The organism is Polynucleobacter sp. HIN7, from assembly GCF_030297595.1.
Classification (GTDB): Bacteria; Pseudomonadota; Gammaproteobacteria; order Burkholderiales; family Burkholderiaceae; genus Polynucleobacter.
Map to the genome: position 1 here is coordinate 1050297 of NZ_AP028138.1, position 15889 is coordinate 1066185.

The following is a 15889-nucleotide window of genomic DNA, read 5'->3' on the forward strand; positions in this document are numbered from 1 at the left end:
AAATAGGGTCATAAGGATGAAACAGGGGTGCCCCCACTGCGGTGGTGCTGAGAAAGACCCTCGAACCCGATCCAGGTAATGCTGGCGTGGGGAGTTCCATCAAACCGGCACCCGGTTTCGTCCACTCTATGAATATTGCGAGGAGATGGACATGAGCGTTAGCACCGAGAATCAAAAGAAGGCCAAACCTGAGATCCCCAGTCTGAAGAGTTTGGAGCGTGACTTTGGGCAAAAGTTTGCCTATCCGGCTTCCACCAAAACCTATTTGCAAGGGTCGCGCCCCGACGTGAAGGCACCGATTCGGGTGATTGAGCAGTTACCGACCAAAACCGGTGAGACCGAGACTCCTAATCCGCCGATTCCGGTGTATGACACCTCAGGTCCTTACAGCGATCCCGATATCGTCATCAATTTAGAGAAGGGTCTGCCTAAATTACGTAGTCAATGGATTGGTGAGCGCGGTGATACCGAGCAACTCGCTGGCCCCTCCTCCGAATACGGTGTGGCCCGCGCACACGATCCAGCCACCGCGCATTTGCGCTTCTCACACATTGCTGCGCCTCGGGTTGCCAAGTCCGGTGCGAACGTCAGTCAAATGCATTACGCCCGCAAAGGCATCATCACCCCTGAAATGGAATACGTGGCTCTACGCGAGTCCATGGGCCTTGAGAAACTCCGCCAAGATCCACGCTATCAACAGATCCTCAAGCAGCATCCTGGCAAATCCTTTGGTGCGAATATTCCGGATGTGATTACTCCAGAGTTTGTACGCTCGGAGATTGCTGCAGGTCGCGCCATTATCCCCGCCAACATCAACCATCCAGAGCTCGAGCCCATGATCATTGGCCGCAACTTCCGTGTGAAGATTAATGGCAATTTGGGTAACTCCGCCGTGACCTCCTCGATTAATGAAGAGGTCGAGAAAATGGTCTGGGCGATCCGTTGGGGTGCCGACACCATCATGGATCTCTCCACCGGTAAGCATATTCATGAAACGCGTGAGTGGATTATTCGGAACTCGCCAGTACCCATTGGTACGGTGCCGATTTATCAAGCACTCGATAAGACCGGTGGTATTGCCGAAGATCTCACCTGGGAAATGTTCCGTGACACCTTGGTGGAGCAAGCCGAGCAAGGCGTGGATTACTTTACGATCCATGCGGGCGTATTGCTGCGTTATGTACCACTCACTGCCGATCGCATTACCGGCATCGTCTCCCGCGGTGGCTCGATCATGGCCAAGTGGTGCTTAGCGCATCACAAAGAGAACTTCCTCTATACCCACTTTGATGAGATCTGCGAGATCATGAAAGCCTATGACGTGTCATTTAGTCTTGGCGATGGTTTGCGTCCTGGTTGCATCGCAGACTCCAATGACGCCGCTCAGTTTGGTGAGTTGCATACTTTAGGTGAACTTACCGCTAAGGCCTGGAAGCACGATGTGCAAGTAATGATTGAGGGTCCTGGTCACGTTCCAATGCAACGCATTGAAGAGAACATGACCGAAGAACTCAAGCATTGCCTTGAGGCCCCCTTCTACACCCTAGGACCCTTGATTACTGATATTGCTCCTGGCTACGATCACATCACCAGTGGTGTGGGTGCGGCGCAGATTGGTTGGTACGGCACGGCGATGCTGTGCTATGTAACTCCCAAAGAACATTTGGGTCTTCCCGATAAAGAGGATGTGCGCGAGGGCATCATTACCTACAAGATCGCTGCCCATGGCGCTGACCTTGCGAAGGGCTTTCCGGGTGCTCAGTTGCGCGATAACGCCCTCTCCAAAGCACGTTTTGAGTTCCGCTGGGAAGATCAGTTCAATCTCGGCTTGGATCCCGAGCGTGCGCGTGAGTACCACGATGCCACCCTACCGGCCGAGGGTGCCAAGATTGCGCACTTCTGTTCAATGTGCGGTCCCAAGTTCTGCTCGATGAAGATCACCCAAGACGTACGTGATTACGCCGCGAGCCTCAAAGAAGGTGTTGATCCTGCCAAGGGTATGGAAGAGAAATCGATCGAGTTCCGCAAACGCGGCAGTGAGATCTATCAGTAAGTCTTGCAATGAGTATGTCGTACGCCATCGTCGGTGCCGGCCTCATGGGTCGGATGATGGCGTATACCCTCACCAAATCGGGTGCACGCGTTGAATTGTTTGAGCGCAGTGGCCCCGATGCAGAGCACTCGGCAGCACGGGTTGCCGCTTCCATGCTGGCGCCTCTTGCCGAATCCGCCATTACCGAAGCACCGGTGGTGCGCATGGGGCTATATGGGCTTGATCGCTGGAAGCAACTCATTACTGAACTAAATACCCAAGTATCGCAACAGACCTACTTTCAGCAAGACGGCACCCTCGTTTTATGGCATCGCCTTGATGCACCCGAGGCGCAACGCTTTGCTGAACATCTTGAGCGTAATGTGCGTATGAACCCAGCTCTGGCGACACCCTGGCATCTTGATAGCAAGGCACTCACCGAGCTTGAGCCTGCCGTAGCGGAGCGCTTTACCCAAGGTCTCTTTTTGCCTCGCGAGGGCCAGCTCGATAATCGTCAACTCTTAACTGGCTTACTTGAGTTCTTAACGAAAGCACAAGTGCCCATGCATTGGCATCGCGCGATGGAGCCCCATGAGCTACGAGGCCGTGGCTTTGACTGGGTGATTGACTGCCGGGGCTTAGGTGCCAAAGCCAGCTGGGCCGATACTCGTAATCCCCTGCGTGGAGTTCGAGGGGAAGTGATTCGGGTGCATGCCCCAGAGGTCAAGCTCAAGCGTCCTACACGTTTGATCCACCCCCGCTATCCCATCTACATTGCGCCTAAAGAGAATGATCTGTATGTAATTGGGGCCACTGAGATTGAGTCCGATGACCTCTCGCCCGTGAGCGTGCGCTCTTCCATGGAATTACTCTCAGCGGCCTACTCGGTGCACTCCGGCTTTGCCGAGGCACGGATTGTGGAAGCGGCTACGCAATGTCGTCCAACACTTAAAAATAATTTGCCGGAGATATGCATCCCTGAACCTGGGCTCATGCAAATCAATGGGCTCTATCGCCATGGTTATTTAATTGCGCCAGCAATGATGGATGCGGCACTGCAAGTACTACAGGGCGAATCCCAAACGCTTGCCAAGCGCTTTGATTTGCAAATCCAGCAAGCTAGCTTGAGTGGATCCCTCGTATGATGCGCGTGCTCGTCAACCAACAGGTCCGTGAGCTTCCCCCTGCGAGCAAGGTTAGCGATCTCTTAACAGTGCTCGATGCCAAGCCACCGTATGCCGTGGCGGTTAATTTGCAGTTCGTTCCTAAATCACAGCATGCGGAGTATGTTTTGCATGACAACGACTCCATTGAAATTATTTCACCGGTGACCGGTGGTTAAACTATCCATATTCAACTCATGACCGCTCCTTTACCAACCCACCTCAATGATCCTCTCATTCTGTATGGGGAGTCATTTGCGAGTCGTTTGCTACTAGGTACCTCACGCTATCCCTCGCCTCAGGTACTAGAGACCGCCGTGCAACGTGCACGCCCAGCGATGATTACAGCGAGCTTACGTCGTCAAGGCTCAGCTGCAACCGATGCACATAGCGGCTTTTGGGAGCTCCTCAAGAAAATGGCAGTACCGGTATTACCGAATACCGCTGGTTGCCACAGCCCACAAGAGGTAATTACCACCGCGCAGATGGCGCGTGAGGTGTTTGAGACCAACTGGATTAAGTTGGAACTGATTGGAGATGATTACACCCTGCAACCGGATACCTTGCGCCTGGTGCAAACCGCCGAGCATCTGATCAAAGATGGGTTTAAGGTTCTGCCCTATTGCACCGAGGATCTCATTTTGTGTCAGCGCTTAGTCGATGTTGGTTGCCAAGCGGTCATGCCCTGGGCTGCACCGATTGGCACCGGTCAAGGGCCTCTTAATCCTTATGCGATGCGCTTACTACGCGAGCGTTTGTCGGTTCCCTTACTCGTCGATGCGGGCTTAGGTCTACCGTCCCATGCCTGTACCGTGATGGAATGGGGCTTTGATGGTGTGCTACTGAATACGGCCGTGGCACTCGCCCAAGATCCTGTTGCCATGGCTCAAGCCTTTGCCAGCGCGGTTCATGCAGGTCGTCAAGCGTTTTTGTCAGGAGCGATGCAACCACAGGATTCAGCGCAGGCAAGTACCCCCTTGGTCGGTACGCCATTTTGGCATCACGAATAGGAATCTAGTGTGAGTCATATTCGGGAGATGGCGAAGCAAATTGTGGCAGCGCATTGCCATCATGAGTTGTGCTTACCCTTGCCAAGCTTTAGTCCTGATCAACCACCGCCAACCATTAAGACCGAGGCCAGCCAAGATCAATACGAACTTGCTGGTACGATTGCGGCGATTGAGATGGGTTTTATTGAGAGTGATGCACGCGTGTTAGGCAAAGCATGGTCACGTATGATCAAAGACGTAGGTGACTTTAATCCCAAGCTCTGGCCCTCACGGCCAGAGTATTTTGAGATGTTGCCCTACTCGCGCAATTCGAATCCAAAAGCCTTTAAAGAGTGTCCGAAGCGCTTGGGTCTTTATGGGGTGTTCCCCGATGCGGATTGGATTAAGCGCATGGTCGATGCTGAGCTACCTACCGCACAGTTGCGATTTAAATCCGATGATGTAACCCAAATACGTTCACAAATCCGTGAGGCGGTTGCGGCAGTTAAAGGTAGCAAGACCCTCTTATTTATCAATGACCATTGGGAAGAAGCGATTGCAGCTGGCGCCTATGGAGTGCACTTAGGTCAGGAAGATTTAGTAAGCGCCAATTTGGATGCGATTCGTGAGGCAGGCCTGCGTTTGGGGCTGAGTACCCATGGCTACGCTGAGTTGGTGATTGCGGATCGCTATTGCCCAAGCTACATTGCCATGGGTGCGGTGTTCCCGACCAATCTAAAGAAGATGCCCACCGCACCTCAAGGCTTAGGACGCTTATACGCCTATGCCAAGCTGATGCAGCACTATCCACTCGTCGCGATTGGTGGCATTGATGAGGGAAGTATTCATGCGGTGGCACAAAGTGGTGTGGGATCGGTCGCAGTAGTACGCGCGATTGTGGCCAGCGATGATCCCAAAGCGGCGGTCAAGCGCTTACAAGAGCTCATGAAAACCAACTAAGCAAGCTATTGTTGATCTGGTAGTTGAGTAGGATAGAAGTCGTGCATATGCCACAGCGGCCCGGGACCCTTACCAATTTCTAAACGCTGCCCTGCTTCAATTGCTGCACTCACAAATGAGATTGCTTTCGCTACCGAGTGACTGAGATCATGCTTGTCAGCCAAGTAGGTTGCAATAGCACTTGAGAGTGAGCAGCCTGTGCCATGGGTGTTCACCGTCGGTATGCGTGGATGCTTAAACTCTTTATGAAACACCACTGGTACATCGTCTTTGCGATCATGCCAGATTAAATAGTCGACTAGCTCATTGGGCTCACCTTCCAGGTGTCCACCTTTGATCAAGACCGCGCGTGGGCCAAGGGCTAATAGTTCTTCAGCAGCTGCCTTAAATTGATCAACCGCCACAATCGGACGTCCCAATAAGATCGAAGCTTCATGTAAATTGGGGGTGATGATGGTCGCAAGGGGAAAGAGTTCGGTCACCATGGTGCGCGCTGTATCGTCACCACCCAAACTGGCTCCTGAGGTAGCCCGCAAGACTGGATCCAATACGATTTTACGAATACCGTGTTTCTTGAGTGTAGCGGCCACTGTTTTTACAATGGCGGGGCTCGCCAGCATGCCGATCTTGACCACATCCACACCAATATCCGTCACTACTGCATCAATTTGCGCTTCAATCACATCAAGGTCAATATCTTGGATACGGGTTACACCCATCGTGTTTTGTGCAGTAATTGCCGTAATGGCGGTCATCCCAAAACCACCCAAAGCAGTAATCACCTTCAGATCGGCCTGAATGCCTGCGCCACCACCACTATCAGATCCGGCAATGCTTAATACCTTGGGGATCAGGATGGGGTTGGGTTTGGAGGTTTTCATGTTGATATAATTTAATCTAAGTGCACTTAGTCTATTTTCCTCTTTCACTGGCATTCCATCAACACTTCTAATGAATAATTAATTGCCGAAAATACTAATACTCGCGGGTCCAAATGGTGCTGGCAAAACAACTTTTGCAAGAGAATTTATCCTCAAAGAGCTGAAATTTAAACGCTTTGTAAATGCTGATTTAATCGCAACTGGTTTGTCACCCTTTAATCCAAATCTTGCAGCATTTAGTGCCGGCAAAATCATGCTTCATGAAATATCTAATTTAGTAAGAAATAGAGAGAGTTTTGTGTTTGAAACTACCTTATCGGGTAAAAGTTATGCCGCCAAACTAAAGCGCTGGAAAAAAGCAGGTTATGAAATATCACTCATTTTTTTAAAGTTACCTACCCCTGAATTAGCTGTGGAAAGAGTTAAAAATAGAGTCAAGCAAGGCGGGCATGATGTTCCTAGCAATATAATAAAGAGAAGATACCTATCAGGACTTCAGAATCTAAATACTATTTATAAGCATTTAGTTGATCATTGGGCAGTATTTGATAATACAAATGAAGCACCTATCCTTTTGGAGTGCAAAAGTGAAATTAGTTAAAAATCAAAGAATCCCTCAAGAGACTCTAGACGCCCTCAAAGCACTTAGGCGGTCTGCGAAGTTAGCAAAAAAAATATCTTTTCTAACGGGCACCTTTTTTGTCCATATGAAAGATGGAAAAATTGTTAAGGAAAAAGTTACCCAAATGCCCTAATGGGGATATCTGAGGGCAAATCAAAATCTTCGCTATAATCAAAATCTATTCCCTGATAGCTCAGTCGGTAGAGCGACGGACTGTTAATCCGCAGGTCCCTGGTTCGAGTCCAGGTCGGGGAGCCAAATTCAATAAGGCTTGCAGCTTAATTGGCTTGTAAGCCTTTTTCTTTACTCTGACTACTTATAAAACTGTTGGTTAGCACTCTCAATCAGTTGATCGACCGTGCCACTGGCAACTGCTTTTTTGATCCCCTCAGTAAAGCCCTTTTCTAATTGGGAGTAACACTTCGATTTTTTAGAGAAGGCAATATACATATCTGCTGTTAACACGCTCTTGGGCAAGAAAACCACCTTGGAGTCCAGATTTAACTTCTTGGCTTCTAATTTGCCTGGGTAGCTTCCAATAATTAAATAGTCAGCCTGTTTATTGAGTAACTGAGCAAACGCCTGATCAACGCCATTGGATCGAACAACATTCAATTCGGTTTTGATATAGGCATCAAATTGACTGCCATAACTCTCTCCTTGGTTGGTCACGCCACGATGCCCTTTTAGATCAGACCATTGAGTGAACTTAAAATTGTCACCCTTACGAATCACGATCGATACTGGATCGAGCATGTATGGTGGCTCTATGTAATGCATATACTCGGCTCGGGCCGGATTTTTATAGATACCAAAGATGATGTCTGCGCGACCATCACGTATGGCTTGTTGCGCCTTCTCCCATGAACCAAAATCCATCGAGGTAACTTTCTCAACCCCAAGACCTTTGGCAATATTGCTGACTAAAGTAACCGATGACCCTTGCAGTTTTCCGTCGGCTGCCCAAGCAACTGGCGGATATGCTGGATGGCCAGTGATAACCAATGCCTTACATTGCTGCGCTTGAGCGATATGAGTTAGAGATAAAGTAATTAGGATTGTTAGTAAATAACGGCGCATCATCAAGAGCCTTTCGTTTAGAAGCTTCATCATACTTGACCTTATTGGGCTGATTTAATACTAACCCCAAGGTAGGCTCCAAAGCCTTTAGCACTGGTTGGTGTTGTGGTCACCATATAGGTTGGTCCCAACTGAAATGAGACGTGATAGTCCAGCAATTTGACCGTTTTGCCACCACTCAAGGTGAGCTGATTAGTAGCATTACGCGCGGTATAATTGAAGTTCATTTGACTCGATAAGTTGTAAGTCCACGCATGATCACTCGTATAGGACAGTGTTGGTTGTACATTCAGAATATTGGCTGAGCTACCTGATAGGTCATTGCCAATCCCCCAAGAATTAAACATGGTCGCGCCAATGGTCCAATTATCTGGTGCATATAGAGCCCCAGCCGATATACCAATACCCGTTTGCCTTGACCCATTATTGGCATTACTGGCTGGGGTCTGAACGTAGGGACCGATTCCGGCAAACCATCGTTTATCGAGAATGACAGTGAAATAACTTGGGAACTGAATTGGTTGTTGCTGATTAGTGACCTGCTGATTGCTGATATTGCGGTTGTAGGTTAATGTCGGGTTCAGAATCAAATGAATGTTTGATCCAAGATGCAGTGGAATGACTGGAGCAACCATATACTCATCTTGCTTAATATTACTGTTGGCACCTAACTTTTGATTAGCGTTATAGGTGACTAAGACATGCGATTTAGGGTACAGCGGATTTTGCATTTGCTGCCCTGATTTGGCAGTATGGCTCATAGTACTCGTTGGGGATTGGGCCAGTGTCACACCTGAAAGCAAGGGAATGGTCAAGCAAATGAATTTAATTAAATTAATCAGCAGTAGCATGTCATTCGTAGTACGATCAATCAATTGGCTTAATGTACAGCATCCTTCCAACTTATCTACGGAGAATGAAATGATTCGATTACGCATGAGTCAACCTATATTAACAATTAGTACTGTTCTAATGATCTGGGTGAGCCCTGGAATGGCTCAAGATACCAGCAATGAACAACGCATGATTGATCATTGCCGCCAACGCCATCCTGAGATGAGTGTTGACCAGTGTCGCTCGATGTATCAAAACATGAAGAACATGACCCCTGAACAACGAGTTGAGCGTTGTAAGCGCAATCATCCCGAGCTATCCGCCGAGGCCTGCCAGAAAAAATACGGTAGCTCGACCTAGCGCTGCGCCAGGATTTGCTTGGCAATAGTTTCTGCGATGAGCATCACTGGCGCATTGGTGTTACCGGAGGTAATACAGGGCATCGCTGAGGCATCGATGACTCGTAAGCGTGCTACTCCGCGCACCCGACACTCAGAATCCAATACGGTATTTGGATTATCAGTTTGACCTTGGGCGTCGACCTTCCCCATAGCGCAGGTACTCACTGGATGAAAAATCGTTGTTCCTAAATCACGTGCCGCGTGCTCAAGGTCTTGCTCGCTTTGTAATTGAGTACCAGGTAACACCTCTTTGGGGGCGTAAGGCTTTAGGGCATCGCTTCCCATAATTTGGCGTGTGATTCGAAGGCTATCGACTGCCACCTTTAGATCGTCTGGGGTCGATAAATAATTGCACCGGATTTCTGGATGCATCTGGGTATCGGCTGATTTAGCCCTCACCCAGCCGCGTGAGCTGGGTCGCAAATTGCATACACTGGGTGTAATCGCATTAAAGGGATGTAGCGGTTCCCCAAATTTAGGTAAGGAGAGTGGCTGTACATGCCATTCAATATTCGCTGTGGGCTGCGATGGATCGCTTTTGGTAAATGCACCCAAGGTCGATGGTGGCATCGTTAGTGGTCCAGTACGTTTGATGAGATATTCAAGGCCCATTCCCATTCGGGTCAACCAGTTTTTATAGAGTGTATTGACGGTCTTGCAGTTCTCAACCTGATACACCGTGCGGATCTGTAAGTGATCTTGCAAGTTCTCGCCTACGCCCGGAAGGTCTACCCTAGTTTCGACCCCGATGGAATTGAGGTGATGGTGCGCACCGATTCCTGAGACTTGCAATAGTTGGGGGGATCCAATCGAACCGGCTGACAGAATCACTTGGTCCTTGGCATGGGCAGTGACGCGTGATCCCGCATGGATTAGATCCAAGCTAGTGACCTCCCAGGCTGCGCCATACCAGGCATTCATCTGTTGTTTTGGATTATTTTGGGTTTGGGGTTGCGTCGGTATTAAATTGAGTTGCAATACCTGTGCTTTAGTCAGAATCGTTAAGTTCTTTCGATGACGAATTGGGTGGAGATACGCATCGGCCATCGACCAACGCACTCCCTTCTTTTGGGTCATCTGAAAATATGCACAACCCTCGTTATCGCCTCGGTTGAACTCCTCGATCGAGGGAATGCCCCGCTCCTGTGCAGCTTTGCGCCAAGCATCTAAGATCTCCCACTGCACCCGAGGCTGCTCGACTCGCATCTCCCCTTGATCTCCGTGCCAGGCATTGGCTCCAGCAAAGTAGTTTTCTAGGGATTTATATGTCTCTAGGGAGTGATCCCACCTCCAGATGGGATCACCGGTTAACTCGGCCCAGCGTGCATAGTCACTCGCCTGACCACGCATATAGATCATGGCATTAATCGATGAGGATCCGCCAATCACACGCCCTCGCGCATAATGAATCGAGCGCTGATTGAGGCCAGGATCGGACTCAGTTTTAAAGCACCAATCGGTTCTTGGATTAGCAATCGTGTAGAGGTAGCCGACGGGGATTTTGATCCAAAACCAATCATCTTCTCCTCCGGCTTCGAGTAATAAGACTCGATGGTTTGGGTCTGCGGAGAGACGGTTTGCTAAGAGGCAACCCGCACTACCAGCGCCCACAATAATGGTGTCAAACTCAAGCGCTGCTGGGGTGCTCACTTCTGTGTCTCACCAAACTAGAAATTATTTCTTCTGACGGCGCTCTTGAATGGCTTTTAAGACCGCTGGGGTATTAAGCTGCTGATCAACCATGTATAAAGCGCCGCCATAATTGGCTTGCAAATCGTAGCCCGAGATGCCCACGGTATAGAAGGTCACATTCGGATTAAACGAGCGGATCGTACTGCTTGAGCCAGCAGAGAAATTTGCTTCAACATCGAGACCCAACTGCTGACCATCAACGGTAGTCAGAATAAATTGTTCGATGGCATCTTGGGTCTTAAAGATAATAATTTGATATTGCTCTTGGTATCCAGCGCCGAGACCCTCGCCGGTTTTCATATCACGCATGAAGACCGGTTGGTCTTTATAGCGCTTATCGTATAAAACCCCCTCGCCGCGCGCCACCACCACCAAGATGACGTTCACATTCGTGGTATTGAATATGGCATAACCTGCCGCGCTTTCAATATCTTTGCGAACCTTGGGGTCTTGCTTCAATAGAAGATTTAAGCCCGTCTCTGCCATTTTGATGGTTGCTTGGCGCTTTTCCGTAATCTCGGCTGGGGTCAATGGTTTGCCATCTTTGCCCGTCGATTGACATGCGATCAAAAGCAGTGGGCAAAGAAGAGTTAAAAAGATGGCAGTCCAGCGATTGGAAATACGCATTGATGGGTCCTGTGGATAAAGATCGATTACAAAAACGTCATAAATGACTAAGCCCACATATTTTATAGACCATTCATGAAATGGGATTAATTTCTAGGTAGTATGCTAGGTTGATCAATAGTTATTTCCTTTAAAGAGCCAGCGATGATCATTATTCCTTTTTTATTAATTGGGGCTTTATCCCTCACAAGCGGACATGCTCTGGCTCAGGCGAAGCATGGCCATGCGCATGAGCATGGTAAGGGCAAACTTGAGCTCACAATTGAGTCTGGTAGGGCAATTGGCAACATGAAGCTTCCGCTGGAGGCGCTCGTTGGGTTTGAGCGCGCCCCCAAGACAGAGGCGGAGACTAATGCCATTAATACTATGAACCAGAAACTGCAAAATCCAGGCGCATTCTTTGTGGCAAATAATGATGCAGAGTGCTCCCCCAAATTAATTAGTAGCACCATCGTGCGCGATCAAGCAGGTAAGCATGCCGATCTGGACTATCAGTTTGATCTGAACTGTGCCAAAATCGGTTCACTCAAACAACTTCGCATTGGCCTCTTTTCGGAATACAAACGTCTCAAAGAGATTCGGGTAGAGTCAGTTGGTCCTTGGGGTCAAAAATCAGCGACCGCCGAACGCGATTCCAGTACGGTTAACTTTTAAGTGAGCCGCTCGCCCCACTCCCTCGCGATTGAGGTTAAGCATTTGGAGTTTGCTTGGCCAGCTCAGGCGCCACTCTTTACCAATCTATCGTTCTCGGTGGCCCCTGGAAAGAGTCTCTTCATCTCAGGGCCATCGGGGTGTGGCAAAAGTACTTTATTAAACCTGCTCGCCGGGGTGATGCCACCCAAGCGTGGTGAGATTTGGATCCATGGCGAACGTTTACAGGACTTAAGTCGGAGTGCGATAGATCGCTTACGCGGCGAAGAAATGGGTTTTATCTTTCAACAATTTAACTTGATCTCTTACCTTAGTGTTGCCGATAACATCCTGTTGCCTACCCATCTGTATCCCAAGCGGCGTCAAGCTGCCATTGCGGAGTTTGGTTCCCTAGACTCCGCACTGTCGCATTTAATAGAACGCCTAGGTCTCGCTCCAGCTCTCCTCACCCAACCCGCACATCGGCTCTCGATTGGTCAACAGCAACGCGTTGCGGCGGCACGTGCCTTTATTGGTCGGCCATCGATTGTGATCGCAGATGAACCTACCTCAGCCTTGGATTGGCAGAATCAGACCCAACTGATGGATTTATTTTTGAGTCTTGCACAAGAGCAACGCACTGCCTTAGTGATGGTCAGCCATGATGAGCGTCTGAGTGAGCAATTTGATGAGCGCATCAGCTTTGCTCGGAAGGTGACCGTCTAATGGTTTGGTTACGCATTGCACTTTTGAGCGCCTTAGCTCGCAAAGGCGGCTTATTGATTATGGTCTTATCGACCGCTATCTCGGTGGCGATACTGCTTGGGGTCTTTAAGATCCGGGATGACACCAAGACCAGTTTCTCGAATGCCATCAGTGGTGTCGATTTGGTGGTAGGCGCCAAGGGAAGCCCAACTGAGCTGATTTTATATAGTGTGTTTCATATTGGTCGAGCGACCAACACCATTACCGCTTCTTATGAAAAATCCCTCATGGCCATTAAGCCTGTTGCCTGGGTGGTACCTGTCCAATTGGGCGATAGCTTCCGGGGCTATCCAGTGGTGGGTACGAGCATTGAGTTCTTTACTCGTATCAAGGCACAAGGTCGTCATCTGGAATTATCCGAAGGCAAGGCACTGACCGATCCCACACTCTTTGAGGTCGTGCTGGGTGCTAACGTGGCTAAGAACACCCAACTGAAACTAGGTGAACAAATTGCCATTACCCATGGCTCAGGTACCGGCCCCAAGCAAGACCACAGTAACTCGCCCTTTCGGGTGGTAGGCATCCTAAAGCCTAATGGCACCCCCATCGATAACGCGGTGTTCATTTCCACCAATGCCTTTGATGCGCTCCATGACATTGAGGAAGGCGGAATTCAGTTTGCCAAGCTCAATCCGGATTCTCAGGTGAGTGCGTTCTATGTCGGGCTCAAGGATCGCGGCAGCGTGTTCTCAGCACGGCGCCAAATCGACGCCCTGCCCAATGCAGGGCTTATGGGTGTGATGCCCGGGGTTGCCTTAGATGACTTATGGTCCACCATGGAGGTGGCTGAGAACGCGCTCTTAATTATTTCTTTAGGGGTGTTGATCACCACCATCCTAGGAATCACGGCCACCCTATTGGTCTCACTGGAGAACCGGCGTCGTGAGTTAGCGATCTTTCGGGCGATTGGAGCCAAGCCCTATCAACTGTTACGCCTTGTACTTTTTGAAGCGCTCTTGATTAGTCTAATTGGTATTGCACTAGGCTGGCTGATGTTACAGATCGCGATCCTCTTATCAGCCGATTACTTCCGCACCTCCTGGGGCGTGGTCACCAGCATTGGGCTTCCGACTACCCATGATCTACTCTCCTTACTCGCCTTGGTGATTGTTGTGCTCCTCTGTGCCTGCATTCCGGCCATCAAAGCCTATAGAATGGCACTCAACGAAGAGTTAAATCCCCCATCCACATGAGACGATCCTTTTTACGCTTATCGAGTGTCAGCTTACTGGGCCTCATGCTTGGGGCGCATCCACTTCGCAGTGAGGCTACGACCTATAAAGAGATCGAGTGGGATGATCTGATGCCTGAGGGTTGGCGCAAGAAAATGATCTTGGAGGTCACTCGCATGCGCCGCTACGGCAGCTTAATGGATGGCGACCCCAAGGCCGATGAGGCCTATGCTCGACTAAAGAAAGCTTGGGACACCGCGCCGCCGTCCAAGGTTTATATCGGTAAAGCAATACGTATTCCTGGTTATGTGGTGCCACTTGACGCGGAACGCATGCAAAGTAGTGAGTTTTTATTAGTCCCCTACTTTGGTGCCTGCATTCATTCGCCACCACCTCCGGCCAATCAAATTATTTTGGTCAAGCCTCCCAAGGGCTCGAAGGTGCGCACCATGGATGCCATCTGGGTGGAAGGCATTCTGAGCGAGGGTCGAACTTATTCTGAGATTGGCAGTAGCGCCTACGTTCTCAACGCCGACAAGATTACGCCCTATCGTTGATGGATCGACTTACTCGCCTTACAAAACAGCATCACCATCACGAGGGCAGCAATCAGTTCAGCGCTGACAAAGCCCAACACATCGGCAGGCGCAATGCCCACAAAGGTATTGGTGAGGCTTCTCGCCACAGCGACCGCAGGATTGGCAAAAAAAGTGGATGAGGTAAACCAGTAACCCGCAGTGACAGTAAGCGCCACCAACATTGGCACCTTATCTTTTGCCGCCTGATCCCCAATCCGAATCACCGAGAGAAGCACGAGTGTTGAGATCAACTCACTAACCCAAATACCAACACCAGTGCGCACCTTGGTTGACTCTTGCAAGATTGCTAGACCAAACATTAGATGCGTTACCCATATTCCAGCAATCGCACCACTAAACTGACATGCCCAATAGGCAAGTAGCTTGTTGAGATTAAGCTGCCCCAGCTTCCAAAACATCAGGCTCACTGCTGGATTGAAATGCGCACCTGAGATGGGGCCCAAGAGGACGATTAAGACATAGAGCCCTGCCCCGGTGGCGATGCTATTACCGAGCAAGGCCACGGCTGCATTACCATTCGAGAGGGTCTCACCCATGATGCCGCTACCCGCCACAATCGTAAGCAGTAATGCGGTGCCGAAGAACTCGGCCGCGTAGGACTTCATGAGGCTTTGTGGTGAATATCTTTCAGAGCCATCGAGTCGAGTTTATCGAGCGGCATGCTGGCTAACAAATCAATGCGTTTTTTGAGACCGTTCATCACCTCAATGAATGCAAGGCGCTTTTCTACATCCGAACCCGTAACCTGCGATGGATCTGGAAATCCCCAGTGTGCGGTGGCAGGATTGCCTGGCCAGACGGGGCAAACCTCACCGGCGGCGTTATCGCAGACCGTAATAATGAAATCCATCTTAGGGGCATTGGGTAAACCAAACTCATCCCAGCTCTTACTGCGTAATTTGGATTCGTCATAGCCTATCTCTAAGGCTAACTCCTTGGCAAAAGGATTGACTTGAGTACCTGGTGTCGAGCCTGCAGAGTAACCGATGAATAGACCGCTGGGATGGGTGGAGGCCAGTGCCTCCCCCAGAACAGACCGGGCGGAGTTATGGGTACACAAGAAGAGTACGTTGTATTTTTTCATGGGCATGCGACCTTTTTCTTAGACTTATGAGTTCCGCACGATTGACCTTGGCAACAGTTATCCAATAAAAATTCACTGAGATCCTCAATCACATTGGGATTAGGGCGATAGATCAAGTTGCGGCTTTGGCGCTCTACCAATAACAGCTTGGCATTGACTAGCTCTTTCAGATGAAAGCTCAAGGTTGCATTGGGAATGCCTAACTTCTCAATCAACTGGCTGGGGGTCAGGCCAATATCGCCGCGTTGCACGATTAGACGGAAGATATTGAGGCGGGTCTCCTGGCCAAGGGCTAAAAGAACTTGGATGGCGTCGGTATTTTTCATATTTCCAATTATATAGAAATGTTTGTGTCAAA

Annotated in this window: 19 protein-coding genes, 1 tRNA gene and 1 riboswitch; of the genes, 12 read left to right on the top strand and 8 right to left on the bottom strand. The window is 49.6% G+C overall.

Annotation, left to right across the window (positions count from 1 at the left end; translation table 11 throughout):
* The first annotated feature begins 13 nt into the window (after positions 1–13).
* A riboswitch (TPP riboswitch) is annotated at positions 14–110 on the top strand.
* A gap of 41 nt (positions 111–151) precedes the next feature.
* Genes thiC through QUE64_RS05555 form a run of 5 tightly spaced genes read left to right on the top strand, consistent with a single transcriptional unit; the run spans position 152 to position 5144 of the window.
* On the top strand, positions 152–2053 hold the full coding sequence (gene thiC / locus QUE64_RS05535; RefSeq protein ID WP_286223084.1) for a phosphomethylpyrimidine synthase ThiC: 1902 nt from the start codon (positions 152–154) through the stop codon (positions 2051–2053).
* A gap of 8 nt (positions 2054–2061) precedes the next feature.
* Positions 2062–3177, top strand: a complete 1116-nt coding sequence (locus QUE64_RS05540) for an FAD-dependent oxidoreductase (protein ID WP_286224894.1) — start codon at positions 2062–2064, stop codon at positions 3175–3177.
* A complete protein-coding gene (gene thiS / locus QUE64_RS05545) occupies positions 3174–3374 on the top strand; it encodes a sulfur carrier protein ThiS (protein ID WP_353506761.1) in 201 nt (66 codons plus the stop codon). The genes QUE64_RS05540 and thiS overlap by 4 nt, the downstream gene beginning before the upstream one ends.
* An 18-nt stretch (positions 3375–3392) precedes the next feature.
* Positions 3393–4205, top strand: coding sequence for a thiazole synthase (locus QUE64_RS05550; RefSeq protein WP_286224895.1), 813 nt, complete (start codon positions 3393–3395; stop codon positions 4203–4205).
* A 9-nt stretch (positions 4206–4214) separates the two neighbouring features.
* Positions 4215–5144, top strand: coding sequence for a thiamine phosphate synthase (locus QUE64_RS05555; RefSeq protein ID WP_286224896.1), 930 nt, complete (start codon positions 4215–4217; stop codon positions 5142–5144).
* Between the two features lie 5 nt (positions 5145–5149).
* Here the strand turns inward: QUE64_RS05555 and thiD are convergent, their stop codons facing one another.
* Positions 5150–6025, bottom strand: coding sequence for a bifunctional hydroxymethylpyrimidine kinase/phosphomethylpyrimidine kinase (gene thiD, locus QUE64_RS05560; RefSeq protein WP_286224897.1), 876 nt, complete (start codon positions 6023–6025; stop codon positions 5150–5152).
* 82 nt (positions 6026–6107) lie between these two features.
* Between thiD and QUE64_RS05565 the strand changes: the two genes are divergently transcribed.
* Both QUE64_RS05565 and QUE64_RS05570 read left to right on the top strand, forming a co-directional pair.
* Positions 6108–6626, top strand: a complete 519-nt coding sequence (locus QUE64_RS05565) for a zeta toxin family protein (RefSeq protein ID WP_286224898.1) — start codon at positions 6108–6110, stop codon at positions 6624–6626.
* Positions 6627–6829: 203 nt separating this feature from the next.
* Positions 6830–6905 (top strand) — tRNA-Asn (locus QUE64_RS05570).
* Between the two features lie 54 nt (positions 6906–6959).
* On the opposite strand, the gene QUE64_RS05575 is transcribed toward QUE64_RS05570, so the two are convergent.
* A complete protein-coding gene (locus QUE64_RS05575; RefSeq protein WP_286224899.1) occupies positions 6960–7730 on the bottom strand; it encodes a substrate-binding periplasmic protein in 771 nt (256 codons plus the stop codon).
* Between the two features lie 38 nt (positions 7731–7768).
* On the bottom strand, positions 7769–8665 hold the full coding sequence (locus tag QUE64_RS05580; RefSeq protein ID WP_286224900.1) for a hypothetical protein: 897 nt from the start codon (positions 8663–8665) through the stop codon (positions 7769–7771).
* Between QUE64_RS05580 and QUE64_RS05585 the strand changes: the two genes are divergently transcribed.
* Positions 8649–8921 (top strand): hypothetical protein, encoded by a 273-nt coding sequence (locus QUE64_RS05585; protein WP_286224901.1) that lies wholly within the window; start codon positions 8649–8651, stop codon positions 8919–8921. The two genes, QUE64_RS05580 and QUE64_RS05585, sit on opposite strands and share 17 nt — an antisense overlap.
* Here QUE64_RS05585 and QUE64_RS05590 read toward each other — a convergent pair.
* Positions 8918–10612, bottom strand: a complete 1695-nt coding sequence (locus QUE64_RS05590) for a GMC family oxidoreductase (RefSeq protein ID WP_286224902.1) — start codon at positions 10610–10612, stop codon at positions 8918–8920. The genes QUE64_RS05585 and QUE64_RS05590 overlap by 4 nt on opposite strands.
* 24 nt (positions 10613–10636) lie before the next feature.
* Complete coding sequence (locus tag QUE64_RS05595; protein ID WP_286224903.1) at positions 10637–11281, bottom strand: lipid-binding SYLF domain-containing protein; 645 nt, start codon at positions 11279–11281, stop codon at positions 10637–10639.
* A gap of 144 nt (positions 11282–11425) precedes the next feature.
* On the opposite strand from QUE64_RS05595, the gene QUE64_RS05600 reads away from it, so the two are divergent.
* From QUE64_RS05600 to QUE64_RS05615, 4 genes are read left to right on the top strand one after another with little or no spacing between them, the layout of a single operon-like run.
* Positions 11426–11935: a ZrgA family zinc uptake protein gene (locus tag QUE64_RS05600; protein WP_286224904.1), complete on the top strand. Its 510-nt coding sequence runs from the start codon at positions 11426–11428 to the stop codon at positions 11933–11935.
* Positions 11936–12637 (top strand): ABC transporter ATP-binding protein, encoded by a 702-nt coding sequence (locus QUE64_RS05605; protein WP_286224905.1) that lies wholly within the window; start codon positions 11936–11938, stop codon positions 12635–12637.
* Positions 12637–13869: an ABC transporter permease gene (locus QUE64_RS05610; protein WP_286224906.1), complete on the top strand. Its 1233-nt coding sequence runs from the start codon at positions 12637–12639 to the stop codon at positions 13867–13869. The genes QUE64_RS05605 and QUE64_RS05610 overlap by 1 nt, the downstream gene beginning before the upstream one ends.
* Positions 13866–14405 carry a DUF3299 domain-containing protein gene (locus QUE64_RS05615; RefSeq protein WP_286224907.1) on the top strand — a complete coding sequence of 180 codons (540 nt, stop codon included), beginning with the start codon at positions 13866–13868 and terminating at the stop codon, positions 14403–14405. Before QUE64_RS05610 ends, QUE64_RS05615 begins: the two co-directional genes overlap by 4 nt.
* On the opposite strand, the gene QUE64_RS05620 is transcribed toward QUE64_RS05615, so the two are convergent.
* The 3 genes from QUE64_RS05620 to QUE64_RS05630 are packed head-to-tail and all read right to left on the bottom strand — an operon-like array spanning position 14396 to position 15857.
* Entirely contained in the window at positions 14396–15052 is a 657-nt protein-coding gene (locus QUE64_RS05620; RefSeq protein ID WP_286224908.1) for an aquaporin, read from the bottom strand. The genes QUE64_RS05615 and QUE64_RS05620 overlap by 10 nt on opposite strands.
* The gene (locus tag QUE64_RS05625; RefSeq protein WP_286224909.1) at positions 15049–15537 is read right to left on the bottom strand and encodes an arsenate reductase ArsC; all 489 of its coding nucleotides are present in this window, start codon (positions 15535–15537) and stop codon (positions 15049–15051) included. Before QUE64_RS05625 ends, QUE64_RS05620 begins: the two co-directional genes overlap by 4 nt.
* Entirely contained in the window at positions 15528–15857 is a 330-nt protein-coding gene (locus QUE64_RS05630; RefSeq protein ID WP_286224910.1) for an ArsR/SmtB family transcription factor, read from the bottom strand. The genes QUE64_RS05625 and QUE64_RS05630 overlap by 10 nt, the downstream gene beginning before the upstream one ends.
* Positions 15858–15889 lie beyond the last annotated feature (32 nt).

What these genes read in the sequence shown, in the direction of transcription:
- QUE64_RS05540 (WP_286224894.1), top strand. Translation starts at nt 2,062, where the DNA reads ATGAGTATGTCGTACGCCATCGTCGGTGCCGGCCTCATGGGTCGGATG.
- QUE64_RS05620 (WP_286224908.1), bottom strand. Translation starts at nt 15,052, where the DNA reads ATGAAGTCCTACGCGGCCGAGTTCTTCGGCACCGCATTACTGCTTACG.
- QUE64_RS05615 (WP_286224907.1), top strand. Translation starts at nt 13,866, where the DNA reads ATGAGACGATCCTTTTTACGCTTATCGAGTGTCAGCTTACTGGGCCTC.
- QUE64_RS05600 (WP_286224904.1), top strand. Translation starts at nt 11,426, where the DNA reads ATGATCATTATTCCTTTTTTATTAATTGGGGCTTTATCCCTCACAAGC.
- QUE64_RS05550 (WP_286224895.1), top strand. Translation starts at nt 3,393, where the DNA reads ATGACCGCTCCTTTACCAACCCACCTCAATGATCCTCTCATTCTGTAT.
- QUE64_RS05630 (WP_286224910.1), bottom strand. Translation starts at nt 15,857, where the DNA reads ATGAAAAATACCGACGCCATCCAAGTTCTTTTAGCCCTTGGCCAGGAG.
- thiD (WP_286224897.1), bottom strand. Translation starts at nt 6,025, where the DNA reads ATGAAAACCTCCAAACCCAACCCCATCCTGATCCCCAAGGTATTAAGC.
- QUE64_RS05595 (WP_286224903.1), bottom strand. Translation starts at nt 11,281, where the DNA reads ATGCGTATTTCCAATCGCTGGACTGCCATCTTTTTAACTCTTCTTTGC.
- QUE64_RS05580 (WP_286224900.1), bottom strand. Translation starts at nt 8,665, where the DNA reads ATGCGTAATCGAATCATTTCATTCTCCGTAGATAAGTTGGAAGGATGC.
- QUE64_RS05575 (WP_286224899.1), bottom strand. Translation starts at nt 7,730, where the DNA reads ATGATGCGCCGTTATTTACTAACAATCCTAATTACTTTATCTCTAACT.
- thiS (WP_353506761.1), top strand. Translation starts at nt 3,174, where the DNA reads ATGATGCGCGTGCTCGTCAACCAACAGGTCCGTGAGCTTCCCCCTGCG.
- thiC (WP_286223084.1), top strand. Translation starts at nt 152, where the DNA reads ATGAGCGTTAGCACCGAGAATCAAAAGAAGGCCAAACCTGAGATCCCC.
- QUE64_RS05585 (WP_286224901.1), top strand. Translation starts at nt 8,649, where the DNA reads ATGATTCGATTACGCATGAGTCAACCTATATTAACAATTAGTACTGTT.
- QUE64_RS05625 (WP_286224909.1), bottom strand. Translation starts at nt 15,537, where the DNA reads ATGCCCATGAAAAAATACAACGTACTCTTCTTGTGTACCCATAACTCC.
- QUE64_RS05610 (WP_286224906.1), top strand. Translation starts at nt 12,637, where the DNA reads ATGGTTTGGTTACGCATTGCACTTTTGAGCGCCTTAGCTCGCAAAGGC.